We start from the raw sequence: 25508 nt of genomic DNA, 5'->3' as shown, positions 1-25508 counted from the left end.
TCACTAACCGCAAGCGGTTGGGGCAGTTTACTTGTACAGGCCCTCAGATTTGATCTGATCGTAGGTCTTGTCGAGCGCGATGGTTGCCCGGTCAATCAGCATGTCAATTTCTTCCGGCTTGATCACCAGCGGGGGTGAAATCACCATCCTGTCGCCCACATGGCGCATCACCAGGCCTGTGTCGAAGCAGTGTTCACGGCATTTGTAGCCGACCGTGCCTTTTTCGGCGGCAAACGGTGCGCGGCTTTCCTTGTTCGGGGTCAAAGCGATCGATCCCATCATGCCGACAATCTTTGCTTCGCCCACAAGCGGGTGATCTGTGAGCGCTTCCCATTTTTGTTTGAGGTAGGGCGCGGTGACATCGCGTACGGTCTCTACAACCCGTTCCTCTTCCATGATGCGCAGGTTTTCCAGCGCCACAGCGGAGCATACCGGATGGCCGGAGTAGGTGTAGCCATGGTTGAATTCGGTTGCGTTCACGACTTTTGCGATCTCGTCAGAGACAATGGAGCCGCCGATGGGCGCATAGCCTGAGCTCAGACCCTTTGCGATGGTCATGATGTCAGGGCGGATACCCATGGTTTCGGAGCCGAACCAGTTGCCGGTCCGGCCAAAGCCGCAAATCACCTCGTCAGCAATGAGCAAAATGCCGTATTTATCGCAGATGCGCTGGATTTCCGGCCAGTAGGTTTCTGGCGGCACAATCACACCGCCGGCGCCTTGTACGGGTTCGCCGATGAAGGCTGCAATACGGTCTTCGCCGTAATGGAGAATGGTTTCTTCCAGCTCGCGGGCACGCATCAACCCGAATTCCTCGGGGCTCATATCGCCGCCTTCTGACCACCAGTCCGGCTGGCCGATGTGGTGTTTGTCCGGCAGTGGAAGGCCCCCCTGCTGGTGCATCGGGACCATACCGCCAAGACTTGCGCCACCAAGCGTCGATCCGTGGTAAGCATTCTGACGTGAAATGATGATCGATTTCTCGGGTTTGCCCATTGCGGACCAATAGTGACGCACTAAGCGGATGTTGGTGTCGTTCGCTTCGGAGCCGGAGCCCGCATAGAAAACAGTGTTCAGACCTTCGGGGGCCAGTTGCGCGAGTTTGGCGGACAGGGCGATGACCGGCACGTGCGTGGTCATAAAGAAGGTGTTGTAGTAAGGCAGTTCTCGCATCTGGCGGGCCGCGGCCTCGGCAAGTTCTTCGCGCCCATACCCGATGTTCACGCACCACAGGCCAGCCATGCCGTCCAGTATCTCATGACCTTCGCTATCGGTCAGGGTCACACCCTTTGCGCGGGTGATTACCCGGACGCCGCGCTCTGCCAGTTCATCCTGCGTGGTGAAGGGGTGCATATGGTGGGCTGCATCCAGCGCCTGCAGCTCTTCGGTTGGCATGTGGTTCGTGATCACGCTCATCGACTTTACCTCTCAAAAACCGCGGTCAATGGCCCTCCCTCCCTGGAGTGGCCCTGAGTCACGGCTAGAATATGATCAAATTATTTTTAGTCAATCGCATCGGCGAAGGACTCTGCGTCCTTCAGCGCTTCAAGCAGTTGTTCCATACCCTGAACAACATCAAGTCGCATGGCTTCGGCGGCGGCGGTGCTATCCTTGGCCGCCAGCGCGGCGAGCGCGGTCTTGTGGTTATCGGGTAGGTTCTGGGTGCCCATGCGTCCGCAGACAACGCGCATTGCAGGACCAAACCTGAGCCAAACGCCGCCCACCACTTCCGAGAGAATCGGAGCTTCGGCGACGGTATACAGTTTCGTGTGGAAGGCGTGATTCTGGCGCAGATAAGTAGCCACGTCGCCGCGTGTGATCGCTTCGTCGAGCGCCGAATCGATCCGTTTCAGCTCTTGGATGTCGGCGTCGCTGGCCCGGGTGGCCGCACGTGCAGCCAATTGAGGTTCAAGGGTTTCCCGCAGAAATATCAGCTCTTCAATGGCCTCTGGCGTGGGCATTGGAACCAGCACCCGACGATTGCCGCGAAACTCCAGCGCGCCCTCGGAAGTCAGGCGTCGAATGGCCTCGCGGATCGGGGTCATGCCGGCACCCGTTCTCTCGATAAGTCCCTGAATCGTCACTGGCTCTCCGGGTGCGAGCTCGCCAAACAGCACGGCGTCACGCAATTGGTGATAGACCAGCTGATGGGTTGGTATCCGCGCTGGCTCACCAGCTTTTTGAGCGGTTGTTTTCCTCTGAGGCAAGCTGCCTTCCATTTGTGCGTCCCGTCCGTCTGATCTGCGTGCAAAAGTCGTATTTCATCATCAATATGCACATCTATGTTGCCATATCAAAAAAACTTGATCAAATTAATCTCGCAAGATCACAACCGGGACCCAGAGCCCGGACCAACGGGAGAGCACCATGAAGAAAACCCTGCTGACACTCACGGCTGGTGTTGCGATGAGCGCGATGGCCGCATCTGCGGAAGAAGTGCGCGTCTACAACTGGTCGGACTACATTGACGAAGAACTGCTGACAAAATTCGAGGCTGAGACCGGCATCAAGCTGATCTACGACGTTTTTGACAGCAACGATGTTCTGGAAACCAAAATGCTCGCCGGCAAGTCCGGCTACGACGTGGTTGTACCGTCCGGCACGTTCCTGCAGCGCCAAATCGCTGCGGGCGCGTTCCAGAAGCTAGACAAGTCCAAGCTGCCTAATGCGGGCAACATGTGGGACGTAATCGAGGCACGCACCGACAAGTATGACCCCGGCAACGAGTACTCCATCAACTATATGTGGGGTACCACGGGCATCGGCGCGAACGTAAACCAAGTCACCGAGATTCTGGGTGAAGACGCCCCGATCAATTCGCTGTCGCTGATTTTTGATCCGGCAAATGCTGAAAAGCTGGCGGCTTGCGGTATCCACATGCTGGACGCGGCGGACGAAATGATTCCAGCGGCTCTGGCGTATCTGGGTCTGAACCCCGACAGCCACGATACCAAGGACATTGCCAAAGCTGAGGAAGTTCTGGCCGCAGTGTCGCCACACATCCAGAAATTCCACAGCTCCGAGTACATCAACGCTCTGGCAAACGGTGACATCTGCGTCGCCATCGGTTGGTCCGGTGACATCCTTCAGGCGCGTGACCGTGCATGGGAAGCGGAGAAGGACTATGAAATCGCATACAACGCGCCGGTCGAAGGCGCGATGATGTGGTTTGACCAGATGGCTATTCCTGTGGACGCACCGAACCCGGATGCAGCACATACGTTCCTGAACTTCATCATGGACGCTGAAAATATGGCTGCGGCGTCCAACTACGTCTACTACGCCAACGGCAACAAGGCGTCCCAGCCCATGCTGGAGGAGGACGTGATTGGTGATCCGGCGATCTATCCGGACGAGGCCACTTTGGAAAACCTCTACACCACAACGCCGTACCCGCCGAAAACCCAGCGTGTTGTGACCCGCACCTGGACCAAGATCAAGTCGGGCACCTAAGCCTCTCGATCTTTGAAACCCGCGTCTTTTGGCGCGGGTTTCATTTCTGACTTCCCCGACCAGCACCGGAGGCCTGCCCATGGCGCTCGACGCGTTTGCCCCTTGGGACGATCCCAACGCAAAACCGCTTATTCAATTCCAGAATGTCACCAAGCGTTTTGGCGATTTCACAGCGATCGACGATCTGACAGTGGACATTTTCGAGCGGGAATTCTTTGCGCTTTTGGGTCCATCAGGATGTGGCAAGACCACGATGATGCGGATGTTGGCGGGTTTCGAGACACCTACCGAAGGCACGATCCTGTTGAGTGGTCAGAATATCGCGCCGGTTCCTCCGAACCAGAGGGCGGTGAACATGATGTTCCAGTCCTATGCACTGTTTCCGCATCTGTCGGTCTGGGACAATATCGCTTTTGGTCTCAAGCGGGACCGCATGCCCAAGGACGAGATGGCAGCGCGAGTTGAAGAGATGCTGCGTTTGACGCGGCTCGAAAAATTCGCACGACGAAAACCGCATCAGATTTCCGGAGGCCAGCGACAGCGTGTGGCCTTGGCCCGCTCCCTGGCAAAAGCGCCGAAACTGCTTTTGCTTGATGAACCACTTGGCGCGCTGGACAAAAAACTGCGTCAGGAAACCCAGTTTGAACTGATGGACATTCAGGAGAGCACGGGGACCACTTTTGTTATTGTGACCCACGATCAGGAAGAGGCGATGACAGTGGCCAGCCGAGTGGCCGTAATGGACCATGGCAAGATCGTACAGGTCGCAACACCTGATGCGATTTACGAGGCGCCGAATTCCACCTATGTCGCTGATTTTATTGGGGATGTTAACCTGTTGAATGGAACGGTTGCAGCCGAAGGCGACAAGCTGCATCTGAGCTGGGCCGAAGGGCAACCCGACATTGTCGGAAGCTCTTCAAAAACGTTCTCCAAAGACCAGAGCGCGTTCTTTGCGATCCGCCCCGAGAAGATCAACATCACAGCCCAAAAACCGGATGGAGCGGCCAACGCTCTGAAGGGAAAAGTGCTTGATATCGCTTACCTTGGCAACATCTCGACCTATCACGTTGAGCTAAAGGGCGGGCAGGTTATCAAAGCCCAAACCGCCAATAACCGGCGCATATCGCGTCGCAGTTTCACTTGGGAAGACACTGTGTGGCTGAGCTGGACCGACACCGCCGGCGTGTTTCTGGAGCGCTGAGGTATGCGTCGTCTGGCTCTCATACTGGTCCCGTACCTCTGGCTTCTGGCACTGTTTCTTGTGCCGTTTGTCATCGTGCTCAAGATCTCGCTGTCGGATCTGGCCATGTCTATCCCGCCATATACGCCGCAGCTCGATCTGGCGGCAGGTTGGGAAGGCATCAAATCCTTCTTCAGCCAACTTGATCTGGAAAACTATGTCTGGCTCACAGAAGATGAGCTTTACTGGAAGGCCTATCTTTCCAGCCTGCAGATCGCTGTTTTTGCGACGTTTTTGACGCTGCTAGTTGGCTATCCCATGGCCTATGGCATGGCACGGGCACCTGAAGAATGGCGACCGATGCTGTTGATGCTGGTTATCCTGCCGTTCTGGACCAGCTTTCTGATCCGAGTGTATGCATGGATGGGCATTCTGGCCAAAGAAGGTGTGCTTAACCAGTTCCTGATGTGGCTGGGCGTGATTTCGGAACCTTTGGTAATCCTAAACACCAATATCGCGGTCTATATCGGTATCGTTTACACCTATCTGCCGTTCATGATCCTGCCGATTTATGCCTCGCTCGATCGTATGGATGACAGCCTGCTGGAAGCGGCGGAAGACCTCGGATGTTCCCGATTCTCCGCCTTCTGGCTGGTAACCGCACCATTGTCCAAACAAGGCGTAATCGCCGGGTGCTTCCTCGTGTTCATCCCGACGATCGGGGAATTCGTGATCCCCTCGCTGTTGGGTGGGTCGAAAACCCTGATGATCGGTAAGGTACTGTGGGACGAGTTTTTCTCCAACCGCGACTGGCCGGTGGCCAGCGCAGTTGCAGTGGTTCTGCTGCTGATCCTGATCATCCCAATCATCCTGTTCCAACGGAACGAGCAGAAGCAGCGGGAGGCCGAAGGATGAGGAGGTTCAGCTGGTTCAATGCGACGTCTCTGACGCTCGGTTTCGCTTTTCTTTATGTGCCGATGATCATTCTGATCGTCTACAGCTTCAACAAGTCCAAGCTTGTGACCGTTTGGGCTGGCTTCTCGACCAAATGGTACGGAGAATTGCTGTCCAATCAGGCCATGCTGGATGCGGCGTGGGTGACACTTAAGGTTGCTGTGATCAGTTCTTCGATCGCCACTATTCTGGGGACTATGGCGGCCTATGTGATGGTGAGGTCCGGACGCTTTTTCGGGCGCACGCTGTTTTCCGGCATGATCTATGCGCCGCTGGTTATGCCCGAGGTGATCACCGGTCTGTCGCTTCTGCTGCTGTTCATTGGCTTAAATGTCGACCGTGGCATCATGACTATTGTCTTGGCACACACCACCTTTTCGATGTGTTACGTATCTGTGGTCGTCAGTTCACGGCTTGTAAGTTTCGATCAGTCTTTGGAGGAGGCCGCGCTGGACCTCGGCTGTTCTCCATTTCAGGCGTTCCGCCTTGTGACGTTGCCAATCATTGCGCCAGCGGTGATTTCAGGCTGGTTGCTGGCCTTTACTCTGTCGCTGGATGATCTGGTGATTGCATCGTTCACGTCGGGTCCTGCGGCAACCACACTTCCGATGAAAATCTGGAGTTCTGTACGCCTCGGGGTCAGCCCGGAAATCAACGCACTTTCAACGATCATGATCGTTCTGGTGACAATCGGGGTGATCACCGCATCGCTCATTACCAAACATCAGGCTGTACGCCAAAAACGTGAGGAACGGGCGGCCGAACGCGTGTCATGACCCGGATTTGTGATCCGTTTTCTTATGGTGACGGTCCCGTTTCGGAAAGCTTTTGGGCCGACTCCGTGCCGATCCCTGATCGGGGAACTGCCGCTGGGGCAGTGGAGGCAGACGTCGCCATAATCGGAGCCGGTTTCACGGGGCTGAACGCCGCTTTGAGGTTGGCACAGGCAGGCATGTCGGTGGTTATTCTCGAGGCCAAACAAGTTGGTTGGGGCGCCTCGGGACGCAATGGCGGATTTTGCTGTCTTGGTGGGGCTATGCTGGATGCCGCTGGCATGGAACGCACTTATGGCGCTGACGCCACTCGCGCATTTTTCATGGCGGAAAAGGGGGCGGTGGAGTTTGTCGAACAGATGATCGATGAGTCGGGCTGGGATGTAGACCGGCACAGTGACGGCGAAACGATCTTGGCCCACAAACCGTCGGCGATGCGGGCAATTGCCGACGAGGCTGCCCATATCGATTCGCTTTTCGGGACGAAATCTACGGTCATCCCGAAAGAGGAATTGCGCCAACACGGCCTCGGTGGCGACTTTCACGGTGCCGCGACTTTACCTGTCGGATTCGCCCTGAACCCGCGAAAGTATGTTTCCGCACTGGCAAATTCGGTGGAGCAGTCCGGCGCGACGATATTTGGTGACTCTCCGGTGACCGACGCGAAACGGGACAACGGGAAATGGTCATTGAAGACACCAGAAGGCACGGTGCGCGCCGAAAAGCTGGTGATTGCGACCAACGGCTATTCCAGCGAGGCAATACCCGCATGGATGGCAGGTCGATATCTGCCGGCGCAATCCAGCATCATCGTGACGCGGCCGTTGACGGATGATGAGTTGCGGTCGCAGGGGTGGACTTCCTCGCAAATGGCCTATGACAGCCGCAGCCTGATCCACTACTTCCGTTTGATGCCGGACCGTCGGTTCCTTTTTGGGATGCGTGGCGGAATCACCACTTCGGAAACAGTGCATCACCGCATCCGGCACAAAATTCGCGCTCATTTTGAGCGCCTCTTTCCGGAGTGGCGGCACGTTGAGACGCCATGGTTCCATACGGGTTTTGTCTGTTTGTCACGCGATCTGACACCCTTTGCGGGCGCCGTGCCCGAAGAAGAAGGGTTATACGCGGCGTTTGCCTATCATGGGAACGGTGTGGCGATGGGTAGCTATGCCGGTGCCTTGCTAGCAGAGGACATTCTGGGGAGGTCCGGTTTGCCTCATCCCGACGTGTTGCGCCGTCCACCCAAACCTTTTCCGCTTGGGCGTTTCCGTCGGTTGCTGATGTATCCGGCCTATGTCGGGTTCGAATTGAGCGACCTCTGAAGCGCTTCGAGTTCGAGCGTGAGCGCTGCGCCGTAGTCGGTGCGACCATTGTCGGTTTGCCAATGGCAATAGGTGGCCATGCGCCAGTGAAAAAACGGGGTCAGCGCGCGGTACCTCGTGGCAGTCTCGGGATGCCCATAGGCGTCAAAAAATGCAGCGATTTGTTCCTCTGTCAAAGGCGCACCGCGATAGAGAAACTGCATGGCTGGGGACAGGAAAACCGCAATATCTTCGCACGGGTCACCTGTCGCGGGACACTGCCAGTCGATCAGAAACAGACCGCTCGTGTTCCGAATCAGGTTCCCGGGGACAATGTCACTATGCAAAAGGCGGCGCAGGTTAGATGCGGGCACGTGGCCTAGGGGTTTTAGGGCTTCCAGCGTAGGGGAATCGCTAGATTTTGACAAAATTTCCTGCCCTTGTTTTAGCAGGGCATCGGACCCGTCTGGCACAGTTCGCAGACCCTCAGGGCAAGGATGAGCATGAAGGTCAGCCATCAGGCGGGCAACGTCGGTTACTCCATCACGCCAGATTTCGCCGGGGATGTGATCATACAGATTGCACACGCCCGATTCGGTTTGAAGTTGCGCACGAAAAACGGGTGTGTTTCCGCCGTCGGCCAGGGCAAGAAGCAAGCGTCGTTCTGCGTCAGGATCGTTGGGGAACAACGGATTGCGCGCGGGACCACTGTATAGTTTGGCCACAAACGCCTCAGAACCGCATTCGCCTTTCCAGGCGGTGTTGGTCCGACCGCCGAACAATGGTTGCCACGTCACGACGCCCGTCAGACCAAGGGCCGAACGGGCTGCGTTTACAACCGAAACTGGCGGGGAAGAAGGAAGGGAGGTCAGCGCGGCGCTCCTTGATGAAAGCGCCGCGAAGCTAGTTTAGCGGGCCAGTCTTATCAAGACTCGACCTTGGCCGGTTCACGCAGACCGACAATATCAACGGAAAGGTATTTGGCTCCGCCTTCACCGATAAGGACCATTCCGCCGGTGCTTGCCTGAGCTTCGTTGATGCGGGTGTAGGTTTCGGCAAGTACAGTGTCGAGCTCTTTGCCTTCAGCCATACTCTGCGTCTGGAACACGTAGTTGCCCTCGGGGAATGGCTGGCCGTTCTCGTCAAGACCATCCCAAGTTACGGTTTCTGCCGACGGATCGATCTTCACCCGATCGACTTCATCACCGTTTTCGTCTTTGACGATCAGGTAGGCGTCATCTGCAGCCTCGTTGGCCATCGGATAAAGCTCGACAGGAGTTGCACCGTCAAAGTGCGCCAGACCCGCCACGCGAGCCTCCATACCAATCCAGCCCGCCATGCTGGTAGAGCTTAGCGATGCAAGCTGTGCGCTTACCGTGGCGAGGGTTTCGTTGGTCAGAACCTGCTGTTCCACAGCGGAGAATTGCGCAAGTTGTGCAGTGAATTCTGTCGAATCGGTCGGCTCGAGCGGGTCCTGGTTCTGCATTTGTGTGGTCAGCATTTTGAGAAAGGTCTCAAAATCCGAGTTAATCGCCGGACTGGTCTGGGACGAAGATGTGTTCGCGCCCATCGAGTTGGACTGTACCGACGGGCTCGTCGATTGGGTGGTCATGAAATCCATGTGGAATTCCTAGAGTCTGATATCCAGCCCGCCGGAACCGTCCGTGGGCGTGGGTTGGGGTGTCTGTGGGGTGCTGGTTGCAAGGTCGGCATTTGCCGAATCAGCGTCATGTGCTGCGCCTGCGCTGCCGGATTCTCCGGCCCATTGGGGCTGTTCAGAGCTTTGCTGCCCGTTGAAGTCGCCCTGCTCAAAAGAGAAGGTTACGTCTTCGTAGCCCATTTCCATGAAGTCCTTGCGCAACAGTTCGATGTGTTTGCGCATCAATTCGGACGTGGTGGATTGTTCTGTGGTGATGGTGACGTTCATGACGCCTGCGGCCTCGGTCATTGCCACGCGAAGGCGGCCGAGTTCCGGCGGGTCCATGGTCAGCTCAATGATGCCCTTGTCAGAGGCTTTCACGGCATCAGCCACCTGTTTCACAACCTGTGCCGGGTTGTGGTTGGTCTGGCTGAAACGGGTTTGCTGCTGAATATCGGTGCCTGCATTGGTCTGGCGGGCAACGCTGTCTTCACGCGCGCCGATCAAACCGTCCAGTGATTGGGTCGAATCGCCCTCAGATCCCACAGACAAACCGGTCGCACCGGCGTTCGCCTGAGTCTGCTGTTGGGCCTGTTCCGTGGACTGTGGACGCCAGGACAAGGTGGTGGCAGTCGCCGCGGAAGTTTGCTCACGTGGCTGCACCGCCGTCGCTTCTTCCGTTGGTGCCGTCTTGACCTTCGGGTTCGACTTCGCATCGACTTCGCCAGTCTGTGCCTGCTTGGCCGACTGGGCATCAGCCAGTGCTTGAGCCGCCTGCGCCGCACCGGCTTGCGGAGTCGCCTGCGCGTTGGCTTGCAGGTTCGCCTGCACGGCGGCGCTGCCTGCGCTGCCGGTTGCGCGTACCTGAACACGCATCGGATCAAGCTCGTCTGCGGTTTCAACAGCCAGACCGGACACGGTGGACGAGTTCATTTTCGCGGCCTTGGCGCCATCAGTGTTGGCGGTGCGCGATTTTATGTCGACGGCTCCGGGAGTTTGTTCAATTTTGGTCGGGCCCTCGGGCTGAGCCCCGGTTTTTTCCAGAGAACGAATCGTTTTGGCAAAGGCGGAAGCCTCTTCAGCCGGCGTTTTTGCCATTGGTCCGGCCGCTTTTTCGTCGGTTTTTGCAGCGATTTTCTCGCTCAGAACACTGCCAAGTTCGTCTTTATTCTTGGACGCAACCTTGGTTTCAGCCTCACCATCCGCCGGATTTGCCGGCTGCGTTTTTTCGGTCGAATCGGTCTTCGCCGGTTGCGCCTGGTCGTCTCTTTTCTGAACAGGTTCAACAGGTTGCGATCCGTCGTCTCGCTTGGATTGGTCGTAGACATCAGAAAAGTCCGAGCCTTTGTCCTTACGTTCGGACGACTGGGAATTCTGAGTCGATTTGGCCTTGGTTGCGTCCGATGCGGGCGCGCTGGTCGTCATAAAGGGCAGTTTCAACATGGGTGCTCCGGGAATTCTTCCGCCTGAGCCCACCTAGTCTGAACTTCCTTACCACTTTCTTTACCGGTGCTGAGGCAGAAGGTGAAAAACCACTCCCAATCTGATGAGAGTTTGAATGTTTACCCCGATCAACCCTGATGTTCCGGCCCAGAACCTGAACGCCAAAGGGCCTTCGCCACAGACTGTGGATGAAAAATTGCAAGAGGCTGCCAAGGAGCTTGAGGTCACCTTTCTGGCCGAAATGCTCGAGTCCGCTGGCCTCGGCAAAACCAACGAATCATTCGGCGGTGGTGCCGGCGAAGATCAGTTTTCCAGCTTCCTGCGCATGGAACAGGCGCGTGCCATGGTTGATGCCGGCGGCATTGGCCTTGCGGAAGCGTTCTTTAATGCTCTGAAGGAGAGACAGGATGTTTCGTAAACAAGAGAAAGACCTGATCGCTGAGATCGACGCCCTGATGGACGACGAGCGCGCTATTCTGAAAGCGGGTGAATTGCATCGTCTACCTGATCTTCTGGAGCGCAAAGAAACCCTCTTTGAACAACTCAAGGATCATGAAGGCGCCTCCGACGAGGAGCTTTTGGCATTGCGCAACAAATCCGAAGACAACCAGCCACTGCTGGAAGCGGCAATGAACGGTATCCGCACCGTAATGGACCGTATGAAGGATCTCGCGCGCGTAAAGAACACTCTTGAGACCTACACAAACCAGGGCCAGCGCTACGCTGTTCCTATGACTTCGGGCAGCACTTTCGAGAAACGCTCCTGAGGGAATTGAGTCAAATGCGTCTTATCTCACCTGACGCGTTTAGCACTCCATTAGCATTTAGGGGGCAAAGGTGCCCCTGCGCCCAAGACGGGTGGCACCGAACCAGGAAGACCGGTCGGTAACAGTCAGAACGACGATGAGAGAGCGCTTCCGTTTTGGGGCGCAAAACATGACACGACGAAAAATCGTCAACACAAGGAATAATGCCATGTCCAGCATTCTGACCAACAACGGCGCAATGGTTGCGCTGCAGACCCTGAAATCCATCAACAGCGACCTGGAAGGTGTTCAGTCGCAGATCGCGACCGGTAAGGACGTGAACAAAGCAAGCGACAACGCCGCCATCTGGGCCGTGTCCAAGGTCATGGAATCCGACCAATCTTCGTTCAAACAGATCGGCGACCAGCTGTCTCTCGGTGAAGCAACTGTTGCTGTTGCATCCGACGCTTCCGAGCAGGTTGTTTCCCTTCTGACCGAAATGAAGGATCTGGCGATCCAGGCGTCCGGTGACAACGTTGACCACGCAAAAATCGAAGCAGACATCGCAGCCAAAGAGGAGCAGATTGCTTCTATCGTAGGTGGCGCCCAGTTCAACGGCGTGAACCTGCTGGCAACCGATACGGACGGTAACGGTGGTACCGGTATCTCCGTAATCTCTTCGATCGACCGCGTCGGCTCCAACGCACCGACCGTTTCGACCATCACTGTTGACGGTGTTGACTTTGAAAACGACATCGTTGGCGGTACTCGTACCGGCATCACGGACTCTGCAACTGCACAGACCGCGATCACCGACATCGAAGCTCTCCTGCAGACTGCCGTTAACGGCGCAGCTGCTCTCGGTTCGTCTCAGTCCCGTCTGAGCGACCAGGGTGAGTTCGTGAGCAAACTTGCTGACTCGATGTCTTCCGGTATTGGTGCACTTGTTGATGCCGATATGGAAGAAGCTTCTGCTAAATTGCAGGCGCTTCAGGTTCAGCAGCAGCTCGGCGCACAGGCACTGTCGATTGCCAACCAGGCACCTCAGCAGTTGCTGTCGCTCTTCCGCTAAGCGCTTGACGGCTGGGGCACAAAAAGTGCCCCAGCCACCCCCTTTTTTAATTCCGTCATCGAAACCAGAAGGTAGGGCTACGACGTGAACGCTGCCATTGACGCAAAGAATGCCTATCGCGCTGCTCAAACGACAACGCGGTCATTCAAAGAAACCGAATATGAGCTGTTGGGCCAGATGACCCGACGCATGATCGCCACCAGCAAACTCGGCAAATCTGCATTTGGCGAACTCGCCAATGCTTTGCACGACAACCGCCGGCTATGGTCCACTTTCAACGTTGACCTGGCGAACGAAAACAACCCCATGCCAAAGGATCTGAAGGACCGGCTGATTTATCTGTCCGAGTTCACCCGCCAGCACACTTCCAAGGTGCTTTCCGGTAAGGCGAACGTCGCCCCCTTGGTTGAAATTAACACCGCCGTAATGCGCGGTCTGAGAGGCGGAGCATCCAAGTAATGAGTGGTCTTGTACTGAAACTGAGCCCCAAAGAGCGGGTTCTCGTAAATGGTGCCGTTATCGAGAACGGTGACCGCCGCAGCCGGCTGTCCATCATGACGCCGAACGCGCACATTTTGCGCCTGCGTGATGCCATTCACCCCGAACAGGCAAATACGCCCGTGCGTCGCGCCTGTTATGCCCTGCAGCTGGTGCTGTCGGGCGATTCCGAACCGGAAGAAGTCGAGCGTATGCTGCTGCGCCACATCGAGGATCTGAGCCAAGTGTTCACGGACCCCGACAGCCGCAAACAGCTGGCACTGGCGACTGAAAGCGTTATCGCCGGACGCCACTACCAAGGTCTGAAAGCCTTGCGGGTTCTTCTGCCCAGAGAGGAGCGCCTTCTGGCGGTTGCCAAGTAATGTATCAGCCGATGGTCGTTGGCACTGGTCTCACAGCGTGGACATTGCTCAAACAGACAATGGACACGCAGACCGCTGCGTTCGAAAAATCCCCTGAAATTGTCAGCGACGTCGAGTACTTCGCCGAGAACATCGGGAATGTCGAAACTGCCGAAGATCTCGTCAGCGACTACCGGTTGATGAAAGTTGCGCTGGGCGCCTTTAGCCTGGATGACGACATCCACAACAAGTTCTTCGTCCAGAACATCCTTGAACAGGGTGTCGAAGCGGACGACGCGCTGGCCAACCGGATGGCCGATAATCGCTACGTCGAGATCACGGAAGCCTTTGGCTTTGGTGACCTTGAGGTGCCGAATACAAAGGATCCGGAATTCGCCAACCAGATCATCGATGCCTTTAACGAACGACAGTTCGAGGCGGCGGTTGGCAACATGGATCAAAGCCTCCGTCTGGCGTTGAACGCCGAGCGCGAGCTGGCGAAGATCGCCAATGACGACGTCAGCGAAAACACCATGTGGTATTCGATCCTCGGCTCCGAGCCGCTGCGATCTGTTTTCGAGACCGCCCTTGGACTGCCCGACTCCTTTGGTTCGCTGGACATCGACCGTCAGGTTGATGAACTGCGCAAACGTACCGAAAGTTTCATGGGTGACAGCGAGATCGCCCAGTTTTCCGATCCGGCCGCGATCGAAAAGCTCAACCAGCGATATCTGCTGATGGCCCAGATCGACACCTTCCAGGTACAAAGCTCCGGTCAGATCGCCTTGCAATTGTTGCAGTTCTGATCTGTCCGAACCTTTCGACGACCCAAAAAAAACGCGCCCTTTCGGGCGCGTTTTTTGTTAGTTCACCTTGGCGCCCGAACGTCGCAACAGAAGCATCAAACGGTTGAAAGCATCCTGAATGGACGGGCTGTCCATGCCGCTCATAAAATTGTCTATTTCCGGCCAAGCCTTGATGGCCACATCCAGAATCGGATCAGTGCCTTCGTTGTACAGACCGGCACGGATCATTGTTGCGGATTGTTCATAGGCGCCAAGCAACCGCCGGACTTCGGTGATCGAGGCATTTTCCTGTGCGGAGGCGGCCGCGGGCAAACTGCGGGAAACGGACCGCAGCAAATCGACCGCTGGGAAACGCCCGCGTTCGGCAATTTTCCGGTCAAGTACGACGTGACCGTCAAGTACGCCTCGGAGAATATCCGCGATGGGCTCCTCCATATCGGATCCCGCGACAAGAACACTGAAGATACCGGTGATGTCACCTTGACCGCCGCGGCCGGGGCCGGCGCGTTCGCACAAAGACATAATCATGTGCGATGTCGAAGGCGGGAACCCTCGCAGTGCCGGCATCTCGCCACTTGCGACCGCGACCTCGCGGTGCGCTTCGGCAAAACGGGTGATCGAGTCGGCCATATAGACAACGTGTTTGCCCTTGTCGCGGAAATGTTCCGCGACGCTCATGGCTGCCATGGCACAGCGACGGCGCACCAATGGCGACTGGTCGGACGTTGCTGCGACAACGATCGACCGTGCGAGTCCTTCCGGGCCGAGCACATGTTCGACAAATTCGCGCAGTTCGCGGCCACGCTCGCCCACTAGCGCAATCACGGCGATGTCGGCGTCCATGTGCTTGGCGAATTGCCCCATCAATGTCGATTTACCCACGCCCGATCCTGCGAAGAGGCCGATACGCTGGCCTTTGACCAGAGGCAGCAGGGTGTTGAAAATCGCCATGCCGGTTTCCAGGCGTGTGCCCAGCCCGCGCCGTTCGGCAGGCGGAGGCGGCGGGTTTTTCAGGTTCCGCATTTCCGGACCGCGCATCAGGGGCTTACCGTCTAGCGGCCGCCCGTACGGGTCGATGATCCGGCCAACCCAGGAATCAGATGGTGCAATGCCAATCTGATCGCGTTGTACAACACGGTCACCAATCGCCACTCCGTCCGGTGCGATGTCCGGCATCATGGTGACTTCGCTGCCGTGCAGCTGAATCACCTCACCAGAGATGGTTTTGCCGTCGTGAAGGTGCACTTCCTGCAAATCCCCGATTCGGGAGATCGCACCAAGTCCCTTAACGCGTAAAAGGTTGCCCTCGACCGCGGCAATGCGGCCTATGTCTTTGATTTTCTGAACTCTTTCAAGCTCAGCGCCGAGGCATTTCAAGCCTTGATCGCTCATTGGTTTCTCCAACTCAGTCGTCGCAAACACTTTCTAAAGGAATCAGAGTTAAGCCTGCGTTTAAGTCATCCGAGGGAGAAACCCCGTTGTTCAAATCGCTTGAAATATTCAAGGTCTCACACGCCATGGCCTCGCACGCAGCGAGCCGCCAGGCTGTTGTGGCCGAGAACATGGCCAACGCAGACACGCCGAACTATCGCGCGCGGGACATCACTCCTTTTAAGGAGATCTACCGCTCCGAAGCCGGCAACACGGCCATGCGTGTGACCCGGGAGGGTCACCTGGGCGGCGCGCTTGAGGCGCGTGACGCCTCTGCATTTGAGTCTGCATACGAAGTCTCCCCGAACGGAAACAGCGTCACTTTGGAAGAAGAGATGTTGAAGTCCGTTGAAGTCAAACGCCAGCATGACCGCGCGCTGGCAGTCTACAAGCATTCGCTTGGCGTCATCCGCACCTCTCTCGGACGCTAAGCATCTCACTGGAAAGGACCCAAGAAATGGGTGATTTTTCTTCCGCGCTGGACGTGACCACCAGTGGTCTTCGCGCACAGGCTTCGCGTCTGCGCCACACGTCCGAAAACATCGCGAACGCCGACACGCCCGGTTATCGCCGCAAGACCGTCAGCTTTGAGGCCACCATGTCCGGTGACAGCCCCAAAGTCGAAGTTGGTCCGGTGCGCCTTGACCAGAAGGAACGTGTCAAAATCTATGATCCCGGTCACCCTCTTGCGGATGATACCGGTCACTACACCGGGTCCAACGTGGATCTGATCATCGAAATCGCTGACGCCCGCGAGGCGCAGCGCAGCTACGAAGCCAACCTGAAAATGTTCGAACAGACCCGCGCAATGCAGTCGGGCCTGATGGACTTGTTGCGTAAGTAAATAAGGAGAAAGAGGCATGGAAGTCAGCACCGTCCTAGCCGCTCAGAAGTACACCGCATCCAAACCGGCCACTGGTCCGGCCGAAGGCGGTAGCGAGCCATCCCAAAACGCCTTTGCAGGTTTTGCCAAGGAATTCGCCGCCACCCTGCGCGAGAGCGAAGACGTGGCCATGGCGTCCATGACCGGCAAGGCCGACTCGCACACTCTTGTGCAGGCTCTGGCGCAAACCGAGCTGGCCGTGGAAACCGCCGTCACCGTGCGTGACAAGGTGGTCGAGGCCTACAAAGAAATTCTGAATATGCCGGTCTGATGCTTACTGAAGCCCTCTTTTTCGACACTCTTCGTCAAGGTCTCTGGGTCGCGGTGATCATCTCGACACCGATCCTAGGGGTTGCGCTGGTTTCCGGTGTGACGGTCGGCCTGTTTCAGGCACTGACCTCCATTCAGGAAATGACGCTGACCTTTGTGCCCAAATTGCTGGCCATCGTGCTCGTGTTCTGGGTGTCGATGGGCTTCATGGCGCAGACGCTGGTCTCGTTCTTTCAGAACCAGATCATTCCGATGATCATTGGAGGGTAACAATGGACAACTCGATTTATACCAGTTTGACCCGCCAGTCGGGTCTGAACCGCGAAATGACAGTGATTGCCAACAATATCGCCAACGCCGCGACCACCGGATATCGCGCCGAGGGGGTGACGTTCACCGAATTCGTTCATGCCGAACCAGGCACACGCAGCCTGTCGATGGCAAAGGCCAACGTGCAGACCACGTCCATGGTTCAAGGGGCCATGACCAAGACCGGCGGCACCTTTGACTTTGCAGTCGAAGGCGACGGCTTCTTTATGGTGGAAACGCCAAATGGCGAGCGTCTTACCCGCGCGGGCAACTTCACTCCCAATGCACAGGGCGATCTGGTGAACATGGACGGGCATCTGGTGATGGATGCCGGTGGTGCACCGATTTTCATCCCGCCGGATGCCGGAACGATTGATGTCGGTACCGACGGTACGATCAGCGCGGACGGACAGCTGGTCGGTCAAATCGGTGTGTTTGAACCGGTGGACCGCAACGCTCTGAACCGAGAAAGCGGTGTTCTATTTGAATCGCCTGAAGGCGCAGAAATTGTTGAAAATCCACGAGTTGTTCAGGGTTTTCTGGAAAACTCCAACGTGAACCCGATCGATCAGATCACCCGAATGATTCAGGTGCAGCGCGCCTATGAAATGGGACAAAGCTTTGGCGAAACCGAAGATAACCGGATCCGCGAAGCACTAAGAGCCATCAAAGGCCAGTAAAGGAACGCATCATGCAAGCTCTAAAAATTGCAGCCACAGGTATGAGCGCTCAGCAGCTGCGCGTTGACACCATCTCGAACAACCTCGCGAACATGTCGACCACGGGCTACAATGCCCGTCGCGCCGAATTCGCGGACCTTCATTATCAACAAGTTTCCCGTGCGGGCGCGGTTTCGTCGTCCGACGGCTCGCTGTTGCCAACCGGTGTTCAAGTGGGTCTCGGTGTGCGCGCTTCGGCGATCTCTCTGCACCTTGAACAGGGCGCCCTTAAGGAAACCGGTGGCGACCTGGATGTGGCGATCGAGGGTAAGGGTTACTTTGAGGTCGAAATGCCGAATGGTGAGCCGGCCTATACTCGCGACGGTGGCTTCAAACGTAGCGCTGATGGTCTGATCGTGACAAACGACGGCTTTGCTGTGGCTCCGCAGATCACGATTCCGGACGACGCCCGCAGCATCTCGATCAACGCTTCCGGCGAGGTCTACGCATATTTTGACGACGCAGTAGAAGCCGAACTTCTAGGTCAGTTTACTCTGGTCGGCTTCTCAAACGCCAAGGGTCTCGAAGCCATTGGCGGCAACCTGTTCCGCGAAACCGAAGCTTCCGGCAACCCGTTTGTGGCTGAGCCGGGTGAAGACGGTCTTGGCACATTGAGCCAGGGCTATCTGGAAGGCAGCTCGGTGGATTCTGTGCGCGAGATCACCGAATTGATCGAAGCACAGCGGGGCTATGAAATGAACGCCAAAGTCATCACGGCCGTCGACCAGATGCTGTCGGCCACAACTGCGGTCAGGTAACATGAAACGCCTTCTTGCCAGCCTTTGTCTGATCCTTGGTGCCACGTCGGTTTCCGCCGAAATCGTGGTCGCAACAAAGATCATTCGTGCCAACACCATCATCACGGCCGACGCAATCGGCTTGAAGCGCGGAAGCGCGGAAGGGGTTTACGACAATCCCGAACAGGTCTTGGGGCAGGAAGCGCGCAAATCCTTGTATCCGGGACGTCCGATCCGACTGGATGATGTCGGCGCACCGGCACTCGTGGACCGCAACCAAGTGGTGACGCTGATTTTCGCAGGCAGTGGCCTGCAGATCGAGACCGAGGGCCGTGCTCTGGATCGCGCTGGGGAAGGCGAAAGACTGCGCGTGATGAACATTGGCTCGCGAACAACAGTGACGGGAACCGTCATGCCGGACGGAAGTGTCCGAGTTACAAACTAAGGGGTAGAAACCGTGCGATTTTTGACTGTTTTGATGATGGGCCTTGCGCTCGCGGTGATGGGCTGCACCACAACCAACATTGGCAAGCCGCCCAAGATGACTCCGGTGAACGAGTCCCAGGAACAATACGCGATGATGACGCCGCCGTTGCCGGAAGCGTCTCATGTGACGCGCAACACTGACGAAGCCTCTCTTTGGTCGCGGAACCGAAAATCCCTTTTGGGCGACCGCCGTGCGGTAAAACGCGGTGACATCCTGACCGTGGTGATCGAACTGGATGAAAACGCGTCCATCGACAACAAGACATCACGCAGCCGAAGCGGATCGCAAAGCATGACGGTACCGCAGCTGTTTGGCATCCCTCAGCGCATCGACCAGCACTTGCCCGGCGGCGCCTCCATGGAGAACGCGGTTGAGCTGGGCGGAAGCAGCAAGGCCAGCGGTGATGGCTCTGTGAACCGTTCGGAGAAGCTTGAGCTGATGGTTGCAGCCACGATCGTTGATGTACTGCCCAACGGCGTTCTGGCCATTCAGGGTTCGCAGGAACTGCGTGTGAACTTCGAGCTGCGCGAGCTGCTGATTTCGGGATTTGTCCGCCCGGAGGACATTTCGCGCCAGAACTCGATCTCGATCGAGAAAATCGCTTCTGCCCGCGTGTCCTATGGTGGACGTGGCCAGATCACTGACATGCAGCAGCCGCGCTACGGCCAACAGGTCATGGAAACCGTGCTGCCCTTCTGATCGGAGCCTCTTATGATCAAGAAACTGCTTCCAATCGTTTTGGCCGTTGTCGGGATCGGTGCGGGCATCGGGGCGGGCGTTATGCTCCGCCCGGCCCCTGCGCCGGTCGAGAACCACGAGGCTGCCGAAGCCGGCGATGCGCACGAGGAGACCGCGCAGGCAGAGCTTCCACACATCGCGTCGGAAGCCTCCGATGCGCTGGACTATCTCGAACTTGAGGACCAGTTCGTCATTCCAGTTGTCGAGGACGGCAGGATGAAGTCTTTGGTGTTGGTCAGCGTAGCGCTGGAAACCAAGCCCGAAGCGCAGGAAAAGATCATCGAGAACGAACCGCGCCTGCGGGGGGCATTGCTTCAGGTGATGTTCGATTATGCCAATATCGGCGGGTTTGACGGCTCTTTCACCAATTCGTCGCGGCTTGCAAAGCTGCGCCGCAACTTCTTTGAAGTGACACACGCTATCTTCGGAGAAGACGTCACTGACGTCATTATCTTGGAAATCACGCGTCAGGACGTGTCCTAACGCCATCAGCGTTTGCGGCTCAGCGGGGATTTCGCCCGGTGCTGAGCCCCAATTCCAGAATAGAATTGATCAGCGAGGCCTGCCGCTCCATGCGGCAGGCCTGTGTCTGTTCTTCTACCAATCTATCCATGACATCTGCTTTCCCGAAGTGCGCCTGTAGGTCGCGAAAGGCTCTCTCTTTGCGCACAAGCACGTTAGCCAGTTGCATGTTGATGATACGGCGACTGTGCGCCACCCAGCGGCTCCAGTTCACGTCCCCGCCGGTACGCTGCAATGTGTTGTCCTGCGCCATGGCATTCCGACCGGACTGTTCTTTTTCGGAAAGCTCGGCCAGCAGACGGCGCAGGCGGTCCTCTTCCTTTTGCACGGCCTGCATCGAAGTCTGCGCTTTCTGGTACTTGGCCTGCGTAATCGTCTGAAGATCTTTCAGGTCGCTGTTCATGTCACACGTCTCCGCGCCTTGAGGCGCATTTCGTCAGCAAAGCGGATCGCAGCTGCCACAGCACGGTAGTTCTCCGGTGGAATCTCCTGGCCAATCTCCACAACTGCGTGCAGGGCACGCGCTGTTGGCGGATCGCTGTGGATCGGCACGGCGCTCTCCTGTGCTTTTTCGCGGATACGAGCCGCGATTTCGTCGACACCTTTGGCCACACAGACTGGTGCTTCGCCGGGCAGGCGCGTCCATTTGAGCGCCACAGCATAGTGGGTCGGGTTGACGATCACCACGTCTGCGTCCGGCACGTCCTGAATCATCTGCTTGCTGGCAATCTCCTGACCCTTTTGACGGCGCTTCTGTTTCATGTAGGGATCGCCCTCGGCGTCCTTGGATTCATCCATCAGCTCCTTGCGGGACATCATGTTCTTGCGCATGAACTCCGCGTGCTGCCACATATAGTCGACCGCCGCGATGGCCCCGGCGACCACAGCCACAATCGTCAGGAACTCCAACATCACTTTGCCCAGCATCGCTGGCACCATCGATGGGTCCAACTGAATGGCGTGGGTCATTTCCGGCAGGCGCGCCCTTAGCAGAAAACCGAGGCAAACAGCGAAAATAACCAGTTTCGCAAAGCTTTTTGCGAATTCGAACAGGCCTGTACGTCCGAACTTGTTCTTAGCGTTGGAAACCGGATTGAGACGGCTGCCCTTGGGCTTCAACTTGGAGGGTGTGAACAGGATGGAACGCTGAACAACCAGTGCGAGGATGACGGCCACCATCGGGGCAATGAACCAGGGCGCCACGGATTTCGCGAGTTGCCACATGATGCCGCTGAAAGGAGCTGATGTGTTCCCTTCGAAGAACATCGGGGCGATTGAATCTGCTTGATCCAAGAGCACCATAAGCCCTTCACCGGCAGACCCGATGGTGGTGGCACCGGCCGCAGTAAGTATGATCAGCAATCCAGCGTATGAGGCGACAACGTTGACGTCTTGCGACTTGGCTATGTCGCCTTTCTTTCGGGCGTCCTCGAGCTTTTTGGGTGTCGGCTCATAGGTCTTGTCTGAATCGTCGTCCTGCCCGCTCATAGCATGCCTCGCGAAGGATCAAACATGAAGGTTTCCATCAGCTTCCACCACACGGTGATGATGGTGCCGGCGGTCAAAAGCAAAATCGACAGGCCGCCGAAAGTGATAAGCGGCGCACCAATGAGGGCGACCATCAGCTGTGGCATGGCGCGGTTAATGACGCCAAGCATCAGGTTATAAAGCGCGGAAACCATCATGAAGGGAGCCGACAGTTTGAAGGCGAGCCCGAAGGCGGAGGCAATATGGCTGACACCCCACTCGCTTATGATCGAAGCGATCGGGAAAACCCCGGGGGGAAACAGCATGTAAGAGTTGATAAAGAACCGCGCGAGGTGCACGTGCAGCCCCATCGTGCAGGCAAACGCAATGGCCGAAACCATAAGAAGGTGACCAATCGCCGGCATGGGTTCGCCAGCGCCACCAAGCAACTGGGCCAGCGAGGTGGATTGCGCAGCGATAGACCCGGCCGTTTGCAGAGCCAGAATGAACATGCGCAAACTCAGGCCTATAATCACGCCGGAAAGGGCCTCTGTAACAGAGTAGCGCGCAGTGGCAGCAAAGCTCGGCTCCGCGCTATCAAAGACCGGTATGGCCGGCGCTACGATGATCGTAAAGGCGATGGCAATGCCCAGTTTTACGCGCGGCGGCACGTACGTCTGGCCAAAGCCTGGAACCAAAGCCACTGCGGCAGACACCCTGATGAACACAAGGAAGCCGTGCCAAAGCGCGGCTTGCCATGTTGTCAGCAGGATGAGGGCTTCTTCCATCATGTGTTGACGACGCCCACCAAAGCAGGCCGCGCGTCCAAGCCGATTTCCTCGAAGGACAGCACGGGATTGCTGATGCCCTTGGCGCTCAAGACTGTGCGCAGGAAGCGGCGGCGACGCGTGGAAGTTACAAGGGCGGCAAATATTCCGTTGTTTCCGGCGTCGTTCAGACGGTCCGCGACGGACTGCGCGAGCGTGTTGAACACATCCGGCGGCAGGGCGACGTCTGCATTCGCGCCATCTCCGTCAACCTGATAGGTCGCGAAAGTGTCTTCCCATTCCGGCGCCAGCTGCACCAGTGGGATGGTGCCATCATCGCGTTTGAGGTCGGAGACAAGTTGGAAGCCAAGACGTTGCCGCACCATCTCCGCAATCATTTCTGGTGAAACGTGCGAATGGCGAGCCTCTGCAATGGCTTCGAGGATCAGCGGGATGTTGCGAACCGAGACTTGCTCCTCGAGCAATATGCGCAGAACGCGATGCAACAGATCGACGGGCACTTTGTCGGGGATGTACTCATCCAAAAGCTTGCGGTTGGCATTTGCACGGTGCTGGTCCGACAGATTTGTCATTTCGTCGAGAATACGGCGCAGGGCCTTGAAGGTCAGAAGACGGCCGAAGTTGCGCTTGATGACTTCAAGCAGATGCGTCGCCATGACCTCGCCCGGAGACACGATCGTGATGCCTGCGATGGCAACCTTTTCCTGTGCTTCGGGTTCGATCCAGCGCGCGGGCGCTCCGTAGACCGGTTCCTCAACATCCTCACCAGGGGGGAGAATGCTCGGATTGGCACCGGCCAGCGCCAGAACCCTTTCGGGTTGCAGACGCGCGCGGACTTGTTCGACGCCTTGCACGCGGATCACATAGTAGCCGGATGGCAGGGAGGGTTCGTCGGTCAGACGGATTTCCGGAAGGATGAGGCCGAAGGTCGATGCAACATGCGTGCGCATATTGGTGATGCGTGCGTCCAGACCTGTGCCGGGGTCCAGTACCATGTTGATGAGGTCGGTGGAGAACTCCACGTGGATGTCATCAAGATCCAGCACGTCGCCCATGGATTTTTCCTTGGCGGCGACCGGGGCTTCTTCTTCCTCTTCGGTGGCGTCTTTTTCCTCTTCGAGGTGTTGATACCGGTAGTAGGCCACCGCCCCCAAAGCGGCGCTGCCTGCGATGAAGGGAATGAATGGAAGACCGGGCACCAGCGCAAAAAGCGCCATCAGAACGGCAACGGTAGCAATTGCCGCGGGGTGGGCACCCAGCTGGCCGACAAGGGCCATATCGGTGGAGCCCTTGTTGCCACCACGGGCCAGAAGCAGCGCCGACGCAATCGAGATGATGACCGCGGGAATTTGTGTGACCAGGCCGTCGCCCACCGTCAGGATGGCGTAAGTTTCAAACGCCTGACCCATCGGCATGCCATGAACAGCAACGCCCATGACGAGGCCCATGACAAGGTTCATCAATGTGATCAGTAGGCCGGCGATGGCGTCGCCTTTCACAAACTTGGACGCACCATCGAGCGAGCCGAAGAACGTGGTTTCCTGCTGTTCCATTTCGCGGCGGGCTTTCGCCTCGGTGTGGTCGATGGCACCGGCAGCCATGTCGCTATCGATGGCAAGCTGTTTGCCGGGCATTCCGTCCAAAGCGAAACGCGCGCCAACCTCGGCCATCCGCGTCGCACCTTTGTTGATCACCATGAAGTTCACGATCAACAGAACGCCGAATACAACAAGACCAAGGAACACGCTTCCGCCCATGACAAAGTTGGCAAAGCCTTCGATCACGTCGCCTGCGGCATTGGTGCCGGTGTGGCCCTGACCAATGATCAGCTTTGTCGATGACACGTTCAACGACAGGCGCAGCATCAGCGAAGCCAGCAGAATCGTCGGGAAAGACGAGAAATCAAGCGGACGTTCGATAAACAGCGTTACGGTGAAAATCAGGATTGCGAGGGCGAAAGATGCAGCAAGGCCGACGTCCAGAACGAACGACGGCATCGGCAGGATCATCATGACGATAATCGCCATCAGGGCCAGCGCCAGAAGTATTGTGGGACTGAACAGCGCTTTCGTGGAGAATCCGTTCACAGCTTAGATCCCTCCGCCAAAAAGGGGCTGGCCGTCTCCGCCACCCAACGGCACCAGAGAGCCCATGCCCGTAACCTGCGCACCCTTGCGAAGCAACGGAAAGGCGTTGACGCGGGCTTGCTGAACCGCGGCTACGCGCGGCGAGATCACATCGCCTGCGGAACGCGCGACGACGCCCAGTTTTGGCAAGTCTGGCAGGTTTGCCAGTATTTGCTTGTACCGCGCCTTGTACTTGTTTGCGTATTTTGGCGTGCGGGAATGATAGGCCGCAGCTGCGGAGTCCCAGGATTGGGTCTCGCTGAAGAGACGCGCGAGAAAGTCTGCAGCGTAACGGGCATTCTCCAACGGTTCGAACATGTGTTCCACATCGTTGAAGTGTTCACCGTGCCAGCGGTAGTTCAGCTGAAAGCAGCCCACGTCAAAGCTCCGCTTGCCGGTTTTCAGACCAGCAGTGGCAAAGGCAAGCGCCTCTTCACGTGTGTCGAACCATTTGCCCGTGCCTTCCATGTTCACAGTCCATGGCCATGGAGCCAGAACGCCGTTGGCGCGGCGTCCGGTTTCGGTGCGGGTTATGGCCATGAGCACCTCGACTGGTACGCCGGTTTCACTGGCAGCAATCCGCGCAACGCGATCGCAGGTATCTGCTCCTGTCGACTGCGCGAGGGCAGGGGAGAGCATTGCGAACATAAGACATGTGAACAGGGTCGCGATTCGCCATGCGAGTCGCTGGAAAGTAGACGCAAAAACGCGCGTCAAAACGTTGAAAAACTTCTGTTTTTTCATTCTGTGAGCTTTCTGCCGGTTCAGCTCACATCTAGTGTCGGAATCTTTAGATTTGGTAAGCGCGTTTCAGGTGCC

The 25508-nt window shown here is 57.1% G+C and carries 31 protein-coding genes; 20 read left to right on the top strand and 11 right to left on the bottom strand.

What is annotated here, in order from left to right:
• Positions 1–27 precede the first annotated feature (27 nt).
• Both BXY66_RS13620 and BXY66_RS13615 read right to left on the bottom strand, forming a co-directional pair.
• Complete coding sequence (locus BXY66_RS13620) at positions 28–1416, bottom strand: aspartate aminotransferase family protein (RefSeq protein ID WP_132860844.1); 1389 nt, start codon at positions 1414–1416, stop codon at positions 28–30.
• 86 nt (positions 1417–1502) lie between these two features.
• On the bottom strand, positions 1503–2219 hold the full coding sequence (locus BXY66_RS13615) for a GntR family transcriptional regulator (RefSeq protein ID WP_132860842.1): 717 nt from the start codon (positions 2217–2219) through the stop codon (positions 1503–1505).
• A 148-nt stretch (positions 2220–2367) separates the two neighbouring features.
• Here BXY66_RS13615 and BXY66_RS13610 point away from each other — a divergent pair, with 148 nt between their 5' ends.
• From BXY66_RS13610 to BXY66_RS13590, 5 genes are all read left to right on the top strand, one after another.
• Positions 2368–3453: a polyamine ABC transporter substrate-binding protein gene (locus BXY66_RS13610; RefSeq protein ID WP_132860841.1), complete on the top strand. Its 1086-nt coding sequence runs from the start codon at positions 2368–2370 to the stop codon at positions 3451–3453.
• Between the two features lie 79 nt (positions 3454–3532).
• Positions 3533–4657 (top strand): ABC transporter ATP-binding protein, encoded by a 1125-nt coding sequence (locus BXY66_RS13605; RefSeq protein ID WP_132860839.1) that lies wholly within the window; start codon positions 3533–3535, stop codon positions 4655–4657.
• A gap of 3 nt (positions 4658–4660) precedes the next feature.
• Positions 4661–5551 carry an ABC transporter permease subunit gene (locus tag BXY66_RS13600; RefSeq protein WP_132860837.1) on the top strand — a complete coding sequence of 297 codons (891 nt, stop codon included), beginning with the start codon at positions 4661–4663 and terminating at the stop codon, positions 5549–5551.
• On the top strand, positions 5548–6366 hold the full coding sequence (locus BXY66_RS13595; protein WP_132860835.1) for an ABC transporter permease: 819 nt from the start codon (positions 5548–5550) through the stop codon (positions 6364–6366). Before BXY66_RS13600 ends, BXY66_RS13595 begins: the two co-directional genes overlap by 4 nt.
• Positions 6363–7688 carry an NAD(P)/FAD-dependent oxidoreductase gene (locus BXY66_RS13590; protein WP_132860834.1) on the top strand — a complete coding sequence of 442 codons (1326 nt, stop codon included), beginning with the start codon at positions 6363–6365 and terminating at the stop codon, positions 7686–7688. The genes BXY66_RS13595 and BXY66_RS13590 overlap by 4 nt, the downstream gene beginning before the upstream one ends.
• On the opposite strand, the gene BXY66_RS13585 is transcribed toward BXY66_RS13590, so the two are convergent.
• From BXY66_RS13585 to BXY66_RS13575, 3 genes are all read right to left on the bottom strand, one after another.
• Positions 7658–8464, bottom strand: a complete 807-nt coding sequence (locus BXY66_RS13585) for an aminoglycoside phosphotransferase family protein (RefSeq protein WP_165929184.1) — start codon at positions 8462–8464, stop codon at positions 7658–7660. The genes BXY66_RS13590 and BXY66_RS13585 overlap by 31 nt on opposite strands.
• Before the next feature lie 128 nt (positions 8465–8592).
• Positions 8593–9288 carry a flagellar hook capping FlgD N-terminal domain-containing protein gene (locus BXY66_RS13580; protein WP_132860831.1) on the bottom strand — a complete coding sequence of 232 codons (696 nt, stop codon included), beginning with the start codon at positions 9286–9288 and terminating at the stop codon, positions 8593–8595.
• Between the two features lie 9 nt (positions 9289–9297).
• A complete protein-coding gene (locus BXY66_RS13575) occupies positions 9298–10749 on the bottom strand; it encodes a flagellar hook-length control protein FliK (RefSeq protein WP_132860829.1) in 1452 nt (483 codons plus the stop codon).
• A gap of 115 nt (positions 10750–10864) precedes the next feature.
• On the opposite strand from BXY66_RS13575, the gene BXY66_RS13570 reads away from it, so the two are divergent.
• The 6 genes from BXY66_RS13570 (at position 10865) to BXY66_RS13545 (ending at position 14212) form a co-directional block, all read left to right on the top strand.
• Positions 10865–11167, top strand: a complete 303-nt coding sequence (locus BXY66_RS13570) for a rod-binding protein (RefSeq protein WP_132860828.1) — start codon at positions 10865–10867, stop codon at positions 11165–11167.
• On the top strand, positions 11157–11516 hold the full coding sequence (locus BXY66_RS13565; protein ID WP_132860827.1) for a flagellar biosynthesis protein FlgN: 360 nt from the start codon (positions 11157–11159) through the stop codon (positions 11514–11516). Before BXY66_RS13570 ends, BXY66_RS13565 begins: the two co-directional genes overlap by 11 nt.
• A 208-nt stretch (positions 11517–11724) precedes the next feature.
• Positions 11725–12567, top strand: coding sequence for a flagellin N-terminal helical domain-containing protein (locus tag BXY66_RS13560; protein WP_132860825.1), 843 nt, complete (start codon positions 11725–11727; stop codon positions 12565–12567).
• 84 nt (positions 12568–12651) lie between these two features.
• Positions 12652–13026 (top strand): flagellar biosynthesis regulator FlaF, encoded by a 375-nt coding sequence (flaF, locus tag BXY66_RS13555; RefSeq protein ID WP_132860823.1) that lies wholly within the window; start codon positions 12652–12654, stop codon positions 13024–13026.
• Entirely contained in the window at positions 13026–13427 is a 402-nt protein-coding gene (gene flbT / locus BXY66_RS13550) for a flagellar biosynthesis repressor FlbT (protein ID WP_132860821.1), read from the top strand. Before flaF ends, flbT begins: the two co-directional genes overlap by 1 nt.
• Entirely contained in the window at positions 13427–14212 is a 786-nt protein-coding gene (locus tag BXY66_RS13545; RefSeq protein ID WP_132860820.1) for a DUF1217 domain-containing protein, read from the top strand. The genes flbT and BXY66_RS13545 overlap by 1 nt, the downstream gene beginning before the upstream one ends.
• A gap of 57 nt (positions 14213–14269) precedes the next feature.
• Here BXY66_RS13545 and BXY66_RS13540 read toward each other — a convergent pair whose 3' ends face one another.
• Complete coding sequence (locus tag BXY66_RS13540) at positions 14270–15604, bottom strand: FliI/YscN family ATPase (protein WP_132860818.1); 1335 nt, start codon at positions 15602–15604, stop codon at positions 14270–14272.
• Between the two features lie 86 nt (positions 15605–15690).
• Here BXY66_RS13540 and BXY66_RS13535 point away from each other — a divergent pair, with 86 nt between their 5' ends.
• Genes BXY66_RS13535 through BXY66_RS13495 form a run of 9 tightly spaced genes read left to right on the top strand, consistent with a single transcriptional unit; the run spans position 15691 to position 20269 of the window.
• On the top strand, positions 15691–16074 hold the full coding sequence (locus tag BXY66_RS13535; RefSeq protein WP_132860816.1) for a FlgB family protein: 384 nt from the start codon (positions 15691–15693) through the stop codon (positions 16072–16074).
• Positions 16075–16100: 26 nt separating this feature from the next.
• Positions 16101–16487, top strand: a complete 387-nt coding sequence (flgC, locus tag BXY66_RS13530) for a flagellar basal body rod protein FlgC (protein ID WP_132860814.1) — start codon at positions 16101–16103, stop codon at positions 16485–16487.
• 16 nt (positions 16488–16503) lie between these two features.
• Positions 16504–16797 (top strand): flagellar hook-basal body complex protein FliE, encoded by a 294-nt coding sequence (gene fliE, locus BXY66_RS13525; RefSeq protein ID WP_132860813.1) that lies wholly within the window; start codon positions 16504–16506, stop codon positions 16795–16797.
• A complete protein-coding gene (locus tag BXY66_RS13520; protein WP_132860812.1) occupies positions 16797–17066 on the top strand; it encodes a flagellar biosynthetic protein FliQ in 270 nt (89 codons plus the stop codon). The genes fliE and BXY66_RS13520 overlap by 1 nt, the downstream gene beginning before the upstream one ends.
• A gap of 2 nt (positions 17067–17068) precedes the next feature.
• Entirely contained in the window at positions 17069–17785 is a 717-nt protein-coding gene (locus tag BXY66_RS13515; protein WP_132860811.1) for a flagellar hook-basal body complex protein, read from the top strand.
• A gap of 11 nt (positions 17786–17796) precedes the next feature.
• The gene (gene flgG, locus BXY66_RS13510; protein ID WP_132860809.1) at positions 17797–18582 is read left to right on the top strand and encodes a flagellar basal-body rod protein FlgG; all 786 of its coding nucleotides are present in this window, start codon (positions 17797–17799) and stop codon (positions 18580–18582) included.
• A gap of 1 nt (position 18583) precedes the next feature.
• Positions 18584–19006 carry a flagellar basal body P-ring formation chaperone FlgA gene (gene flgA / locus BXY66_RS13505; protein WP_132860808.1) on the top strand — a complete coding sequence of 141 codons (423 nt, stop codon included), beginning with the start codon at positions 18584–18586 and terminating at the stop codon, positions 19004–19006.
• A gap of 12 nt (positions 19007–19018) precedes the next feature.
• On the top strand, positions 19019–19747 hold the full coding sequence (gene flgH / locus BXY66_RS13500; protein WP_132860807.1) for a flagellar basal body L-ring protein FlgH: 729 nt from the start codon (positions 19019–19021) through the stop codon (positions 19745–19747).
• 12 nt (positions 19748–19759) lie between these two features.
• Entirely contained in the window at positions 19760–20269 is a 510-nt protein-coding gene (locus BXY66_RS13495; RefSeq protein WP_132860805.1) for a flagellar basal body-associated protein FliL, read from the top strand.
• 19 nt (positions 20270–20288) lie between these two features.
• On the opposite strand, the gene BXY66_RS13490 is transcribed toward BXY66_RS13495, so the two are convergent.
• From BXY66_RS13490 to BXY66_RS13470, 5 genes are all read right to left on the bottom strand, one after another.
• Positions 20289–20711: a hypothetical protein gene (locus BXY66_RS13490; protein ID WP_132860803.1), complete on the bottom strand. Its 423-nt coding sequence runs from the start codon at positions 20709–20711 to the stop codon at positions 20289–20291.
• Positions 20708–21796, bottom strand: coding sequence for an EscU/YscU/HrcU family type III secretion system export apparatus switch protein (locus tag BXY66_RS13485; protein ID WP_132860801.1), 1089 nt, complete (start codon positions 21794–21796; stop codon positions 20708–20710). The genes BXY66_RS13490 and BXY66_RS13485 overlap by 4 nt, the downstream gene beginning before the upstream one ends.
• The gene (locus BXY66_RS13480) at positions 21793–22566 is read right to left on the bottom strand and encodes a flagellar biosynthetic protein FliR (RefSeq protein ID WP_243694384.1); all 774 of its coding nucleotides are present in this window, start codon (positions 22564–22566) and stop codon (positions 21793–21795) included. The genes BXY66_RS13485 and BXY66_RS13480 overlap by 4 nt, the downstream gene beginning before the upstream one ends.
• Positions 22563–24590, bottom strand: coding sequence for a flagellar biosynthesis protein FlhA (flhA, locus tag BXY66_RS13475; RefSeq protein WP_243694395.1), 2028 nt, complete (start codon positions 24588–24590; stop codon positions 22563–22565). Before flhA ends, BXY66_RS13480 begins: the two co-directional genes overlap by 4 nt.
• Positions 24591–24653: 63 nt before the next feature.
• Entirely contained in the window at positions 24654–25433 is a 780-nt protein-coding gene (locus BXY66_RS13470; protein WP_243694383.1) for a transglycosylase SLT domain-containing protein, read from the bottom strand.
• Between the last annotated feature and the right edge of the window lie 75 nt (positions 25434–25508).

Origin of the sequence: Shimia isoporae (assembly GCF_004346865.1) — a bacterium.
GTDB classification, from domain to species: Bacteria; Pseudomonadota; Alphaproteobacteria; order Rhodobacterales; family Rhodobacteraceae; genus Shimia; species Shimia isoporae.
The sequence above is the reverse complement of the archived record's forward strand: the minus strand, read 5'-3'. Positions and strand labels throughout refer to the sequence as shown.

Coding starts and splice junctions, on each gene's coding strand:
- BXY66_RS13595 (WP_132860835.1), top strand. CDS start 5,548: ATGAGGAGGTTCAGCTGGTTCAATGCGACGTCTCTGACGCTCGGTTTC.
- fliE (WP_132860813.1), top strand. CDS start 16,504: ATGGAAGTCAGCACCGTCCTAGCCGCTCAGAAGTACACCGCATCCAAA.
- BXY66_RS13600 (WP_132860837.1), top strand. CDS start 4,661: ATGCGTCGTCTGGCTCTCATACTGGTCCCGTACCTCTGGCTTCTGGCA.
- BXY66_RS13590 (WP_132860834.1), top strand. CDS start 6,363: ATGACCCGGATTTGTGATCCGTTTTCTTATGGTGACGGTCCCGTTTCG.
- BXY66_RS13575 (WP_132860829.1), bottom strand. CDS start 10,749: ATGTTGAAACTGCCCTTTATGACGACCAGCGCGCCCGCATCGGACGCA.
- BXY66_RS13520 (WP_132860812.1), top strand. CDS start 16,797: ATGCTTACTGAAGCCCTCTTTTTCGACACTCTTCGTCAAGGTCTCTGG.
- BXY66_RS13565 (WP_132860827.1), top strand. CDS start 11,157: ATGTTTCGTAAACAAGAGAAAGACCTGATCGCTGAGATCGACGCCCTG.
- BXY66_RS13540 (WP_132860818.1), bottom strand. CDS start 15,604: ATGAGCGATCAAGGCTTGAAATGCCTCGGCGCTGAGCTTGAAAGAGTT.
- BXY66_RS13480 (WP_243694384.1), bottom strand. CDS start 22,566: ATGATGGAAGAAGCCCTCATCCTGCTGACAACATGGCAAGCCGCGCTT.
- BXY66_RS13490 (WP_132860803.1), bottom strand. CDS start 20,711: ATGAACAGCGACCTGAAAGATCTTCAGACGATTACGCAGGCCAAGTAC.
- BXY66_RS13545 (WP_132860820.1), top strand. CDS start 13,427: ATGTATCAGCCGATGGTCGTTGGCACTGGTCTCACAGCGTGGACATTG.
- BXY66_RS13620 (WP_132860844.1), bottom strand. CDS start 1,416: ATGAGCGTGATCACGAACCACATGCCAACCGAAGAGCTGCAGGCGCTG.
- flhA (WP_243694395.1), bottom strand. CDS start 24,590: ATGGCGATTATCGTCATGATGATCCTGCCGATGCCGTCGTTCGTTCTG.
- BXY66_RS13495 (WP_132860805.1), top strand. CDS start 19,760: ATGATCAAGAAACTGCTTCCAATCGTTTTGGCCGTTGTCGGGATCGGT.
- flgA (WP_132860808.1), top strand. CDS start 18,584: ATGAAACGCCTTCTTGCCAGCCTTTGTCTGATCCTTGGTGCCACGTCG.
- BXY66_RS13560 (WP_132860825.1), top strand. CDS start 11,725: ATGTCCAGCATTCTGACCAACAACGGCGCAATGGTTGCGCTGCAGACC.
- flgG (WP_132860809.1), top strand. CDS start 17,797: ATGCAAGCTCTAAAAATTGCAGCCACAGGTATGAGCGCTCAGCAGCTG.
- BXY66_RS13485 (WP_132860801.1), bottom strand. CDS start 21,796: ATGAGCGGGCAGGACGACGATTCAGACAAGACCTATGAGCCGACACCC.
- flbT (WP_132860821.1), top strand. CDS start 13,026: ATGAGTGGTCTTGTACTGAAACTGAGCCCCAAAGAGCGGGTTCTCGTA.
- flgC (WP_132860814.1), top strand. CDS start 16,101: ATGGGTGATTTTTCTTCCGCGCTGGACGTGACCACCAGTGGTCTTCGC.
- BXY66_RS13610 (WP_132860841.1), top strand. CDS start 2,368: ATGAAGAAAACCCTGCTGACACTCACGGCTGGTGTTGCGATGAGCGCG.
- BXY66_RS13605 (WP_132860839.1), top strand. CDS start 3,533: ATGGCGCTCGACGCGTTTGCCCCTTGGGACGATCCCAACGCAAAACCG.
- BXY66_RS13570 (WP_132860828.1), top strand. CDS start 10,865: ATGTTTACCCCGATCAACCCTGATGTTCCGGCCCAGAACCTGAACGCC.
- BXY66_RS13515 (WP_132860811.1), top strand. CDS start 17,069: ATGGACAACTCGATTTATACCAGTTTGACCCGCCAGTCGGGTCTGAAC.
- BXY66_RS13580 (WP_132860831.1), bottom strand. CDS start 9,288: ATGGATTTCATGACCACCCAATCGACGAGCCCGTCGGTACAGTCCAAC.
- BXY66_RS13470 (WP_243694383.1), bottom strand. CDS start 25,433: ATGAAAAAACAGAAGTTTTTCAACGTTTTGACGCGCGTTTTTGCGTCT.
- BXY66_RS13615 (WP_132860842.1), bottom strand. CDS start 2,219: ATGGAAGGCAGCTTGCCTCAGAGGAAAACAACCGCTCAAAAAGCTGGT.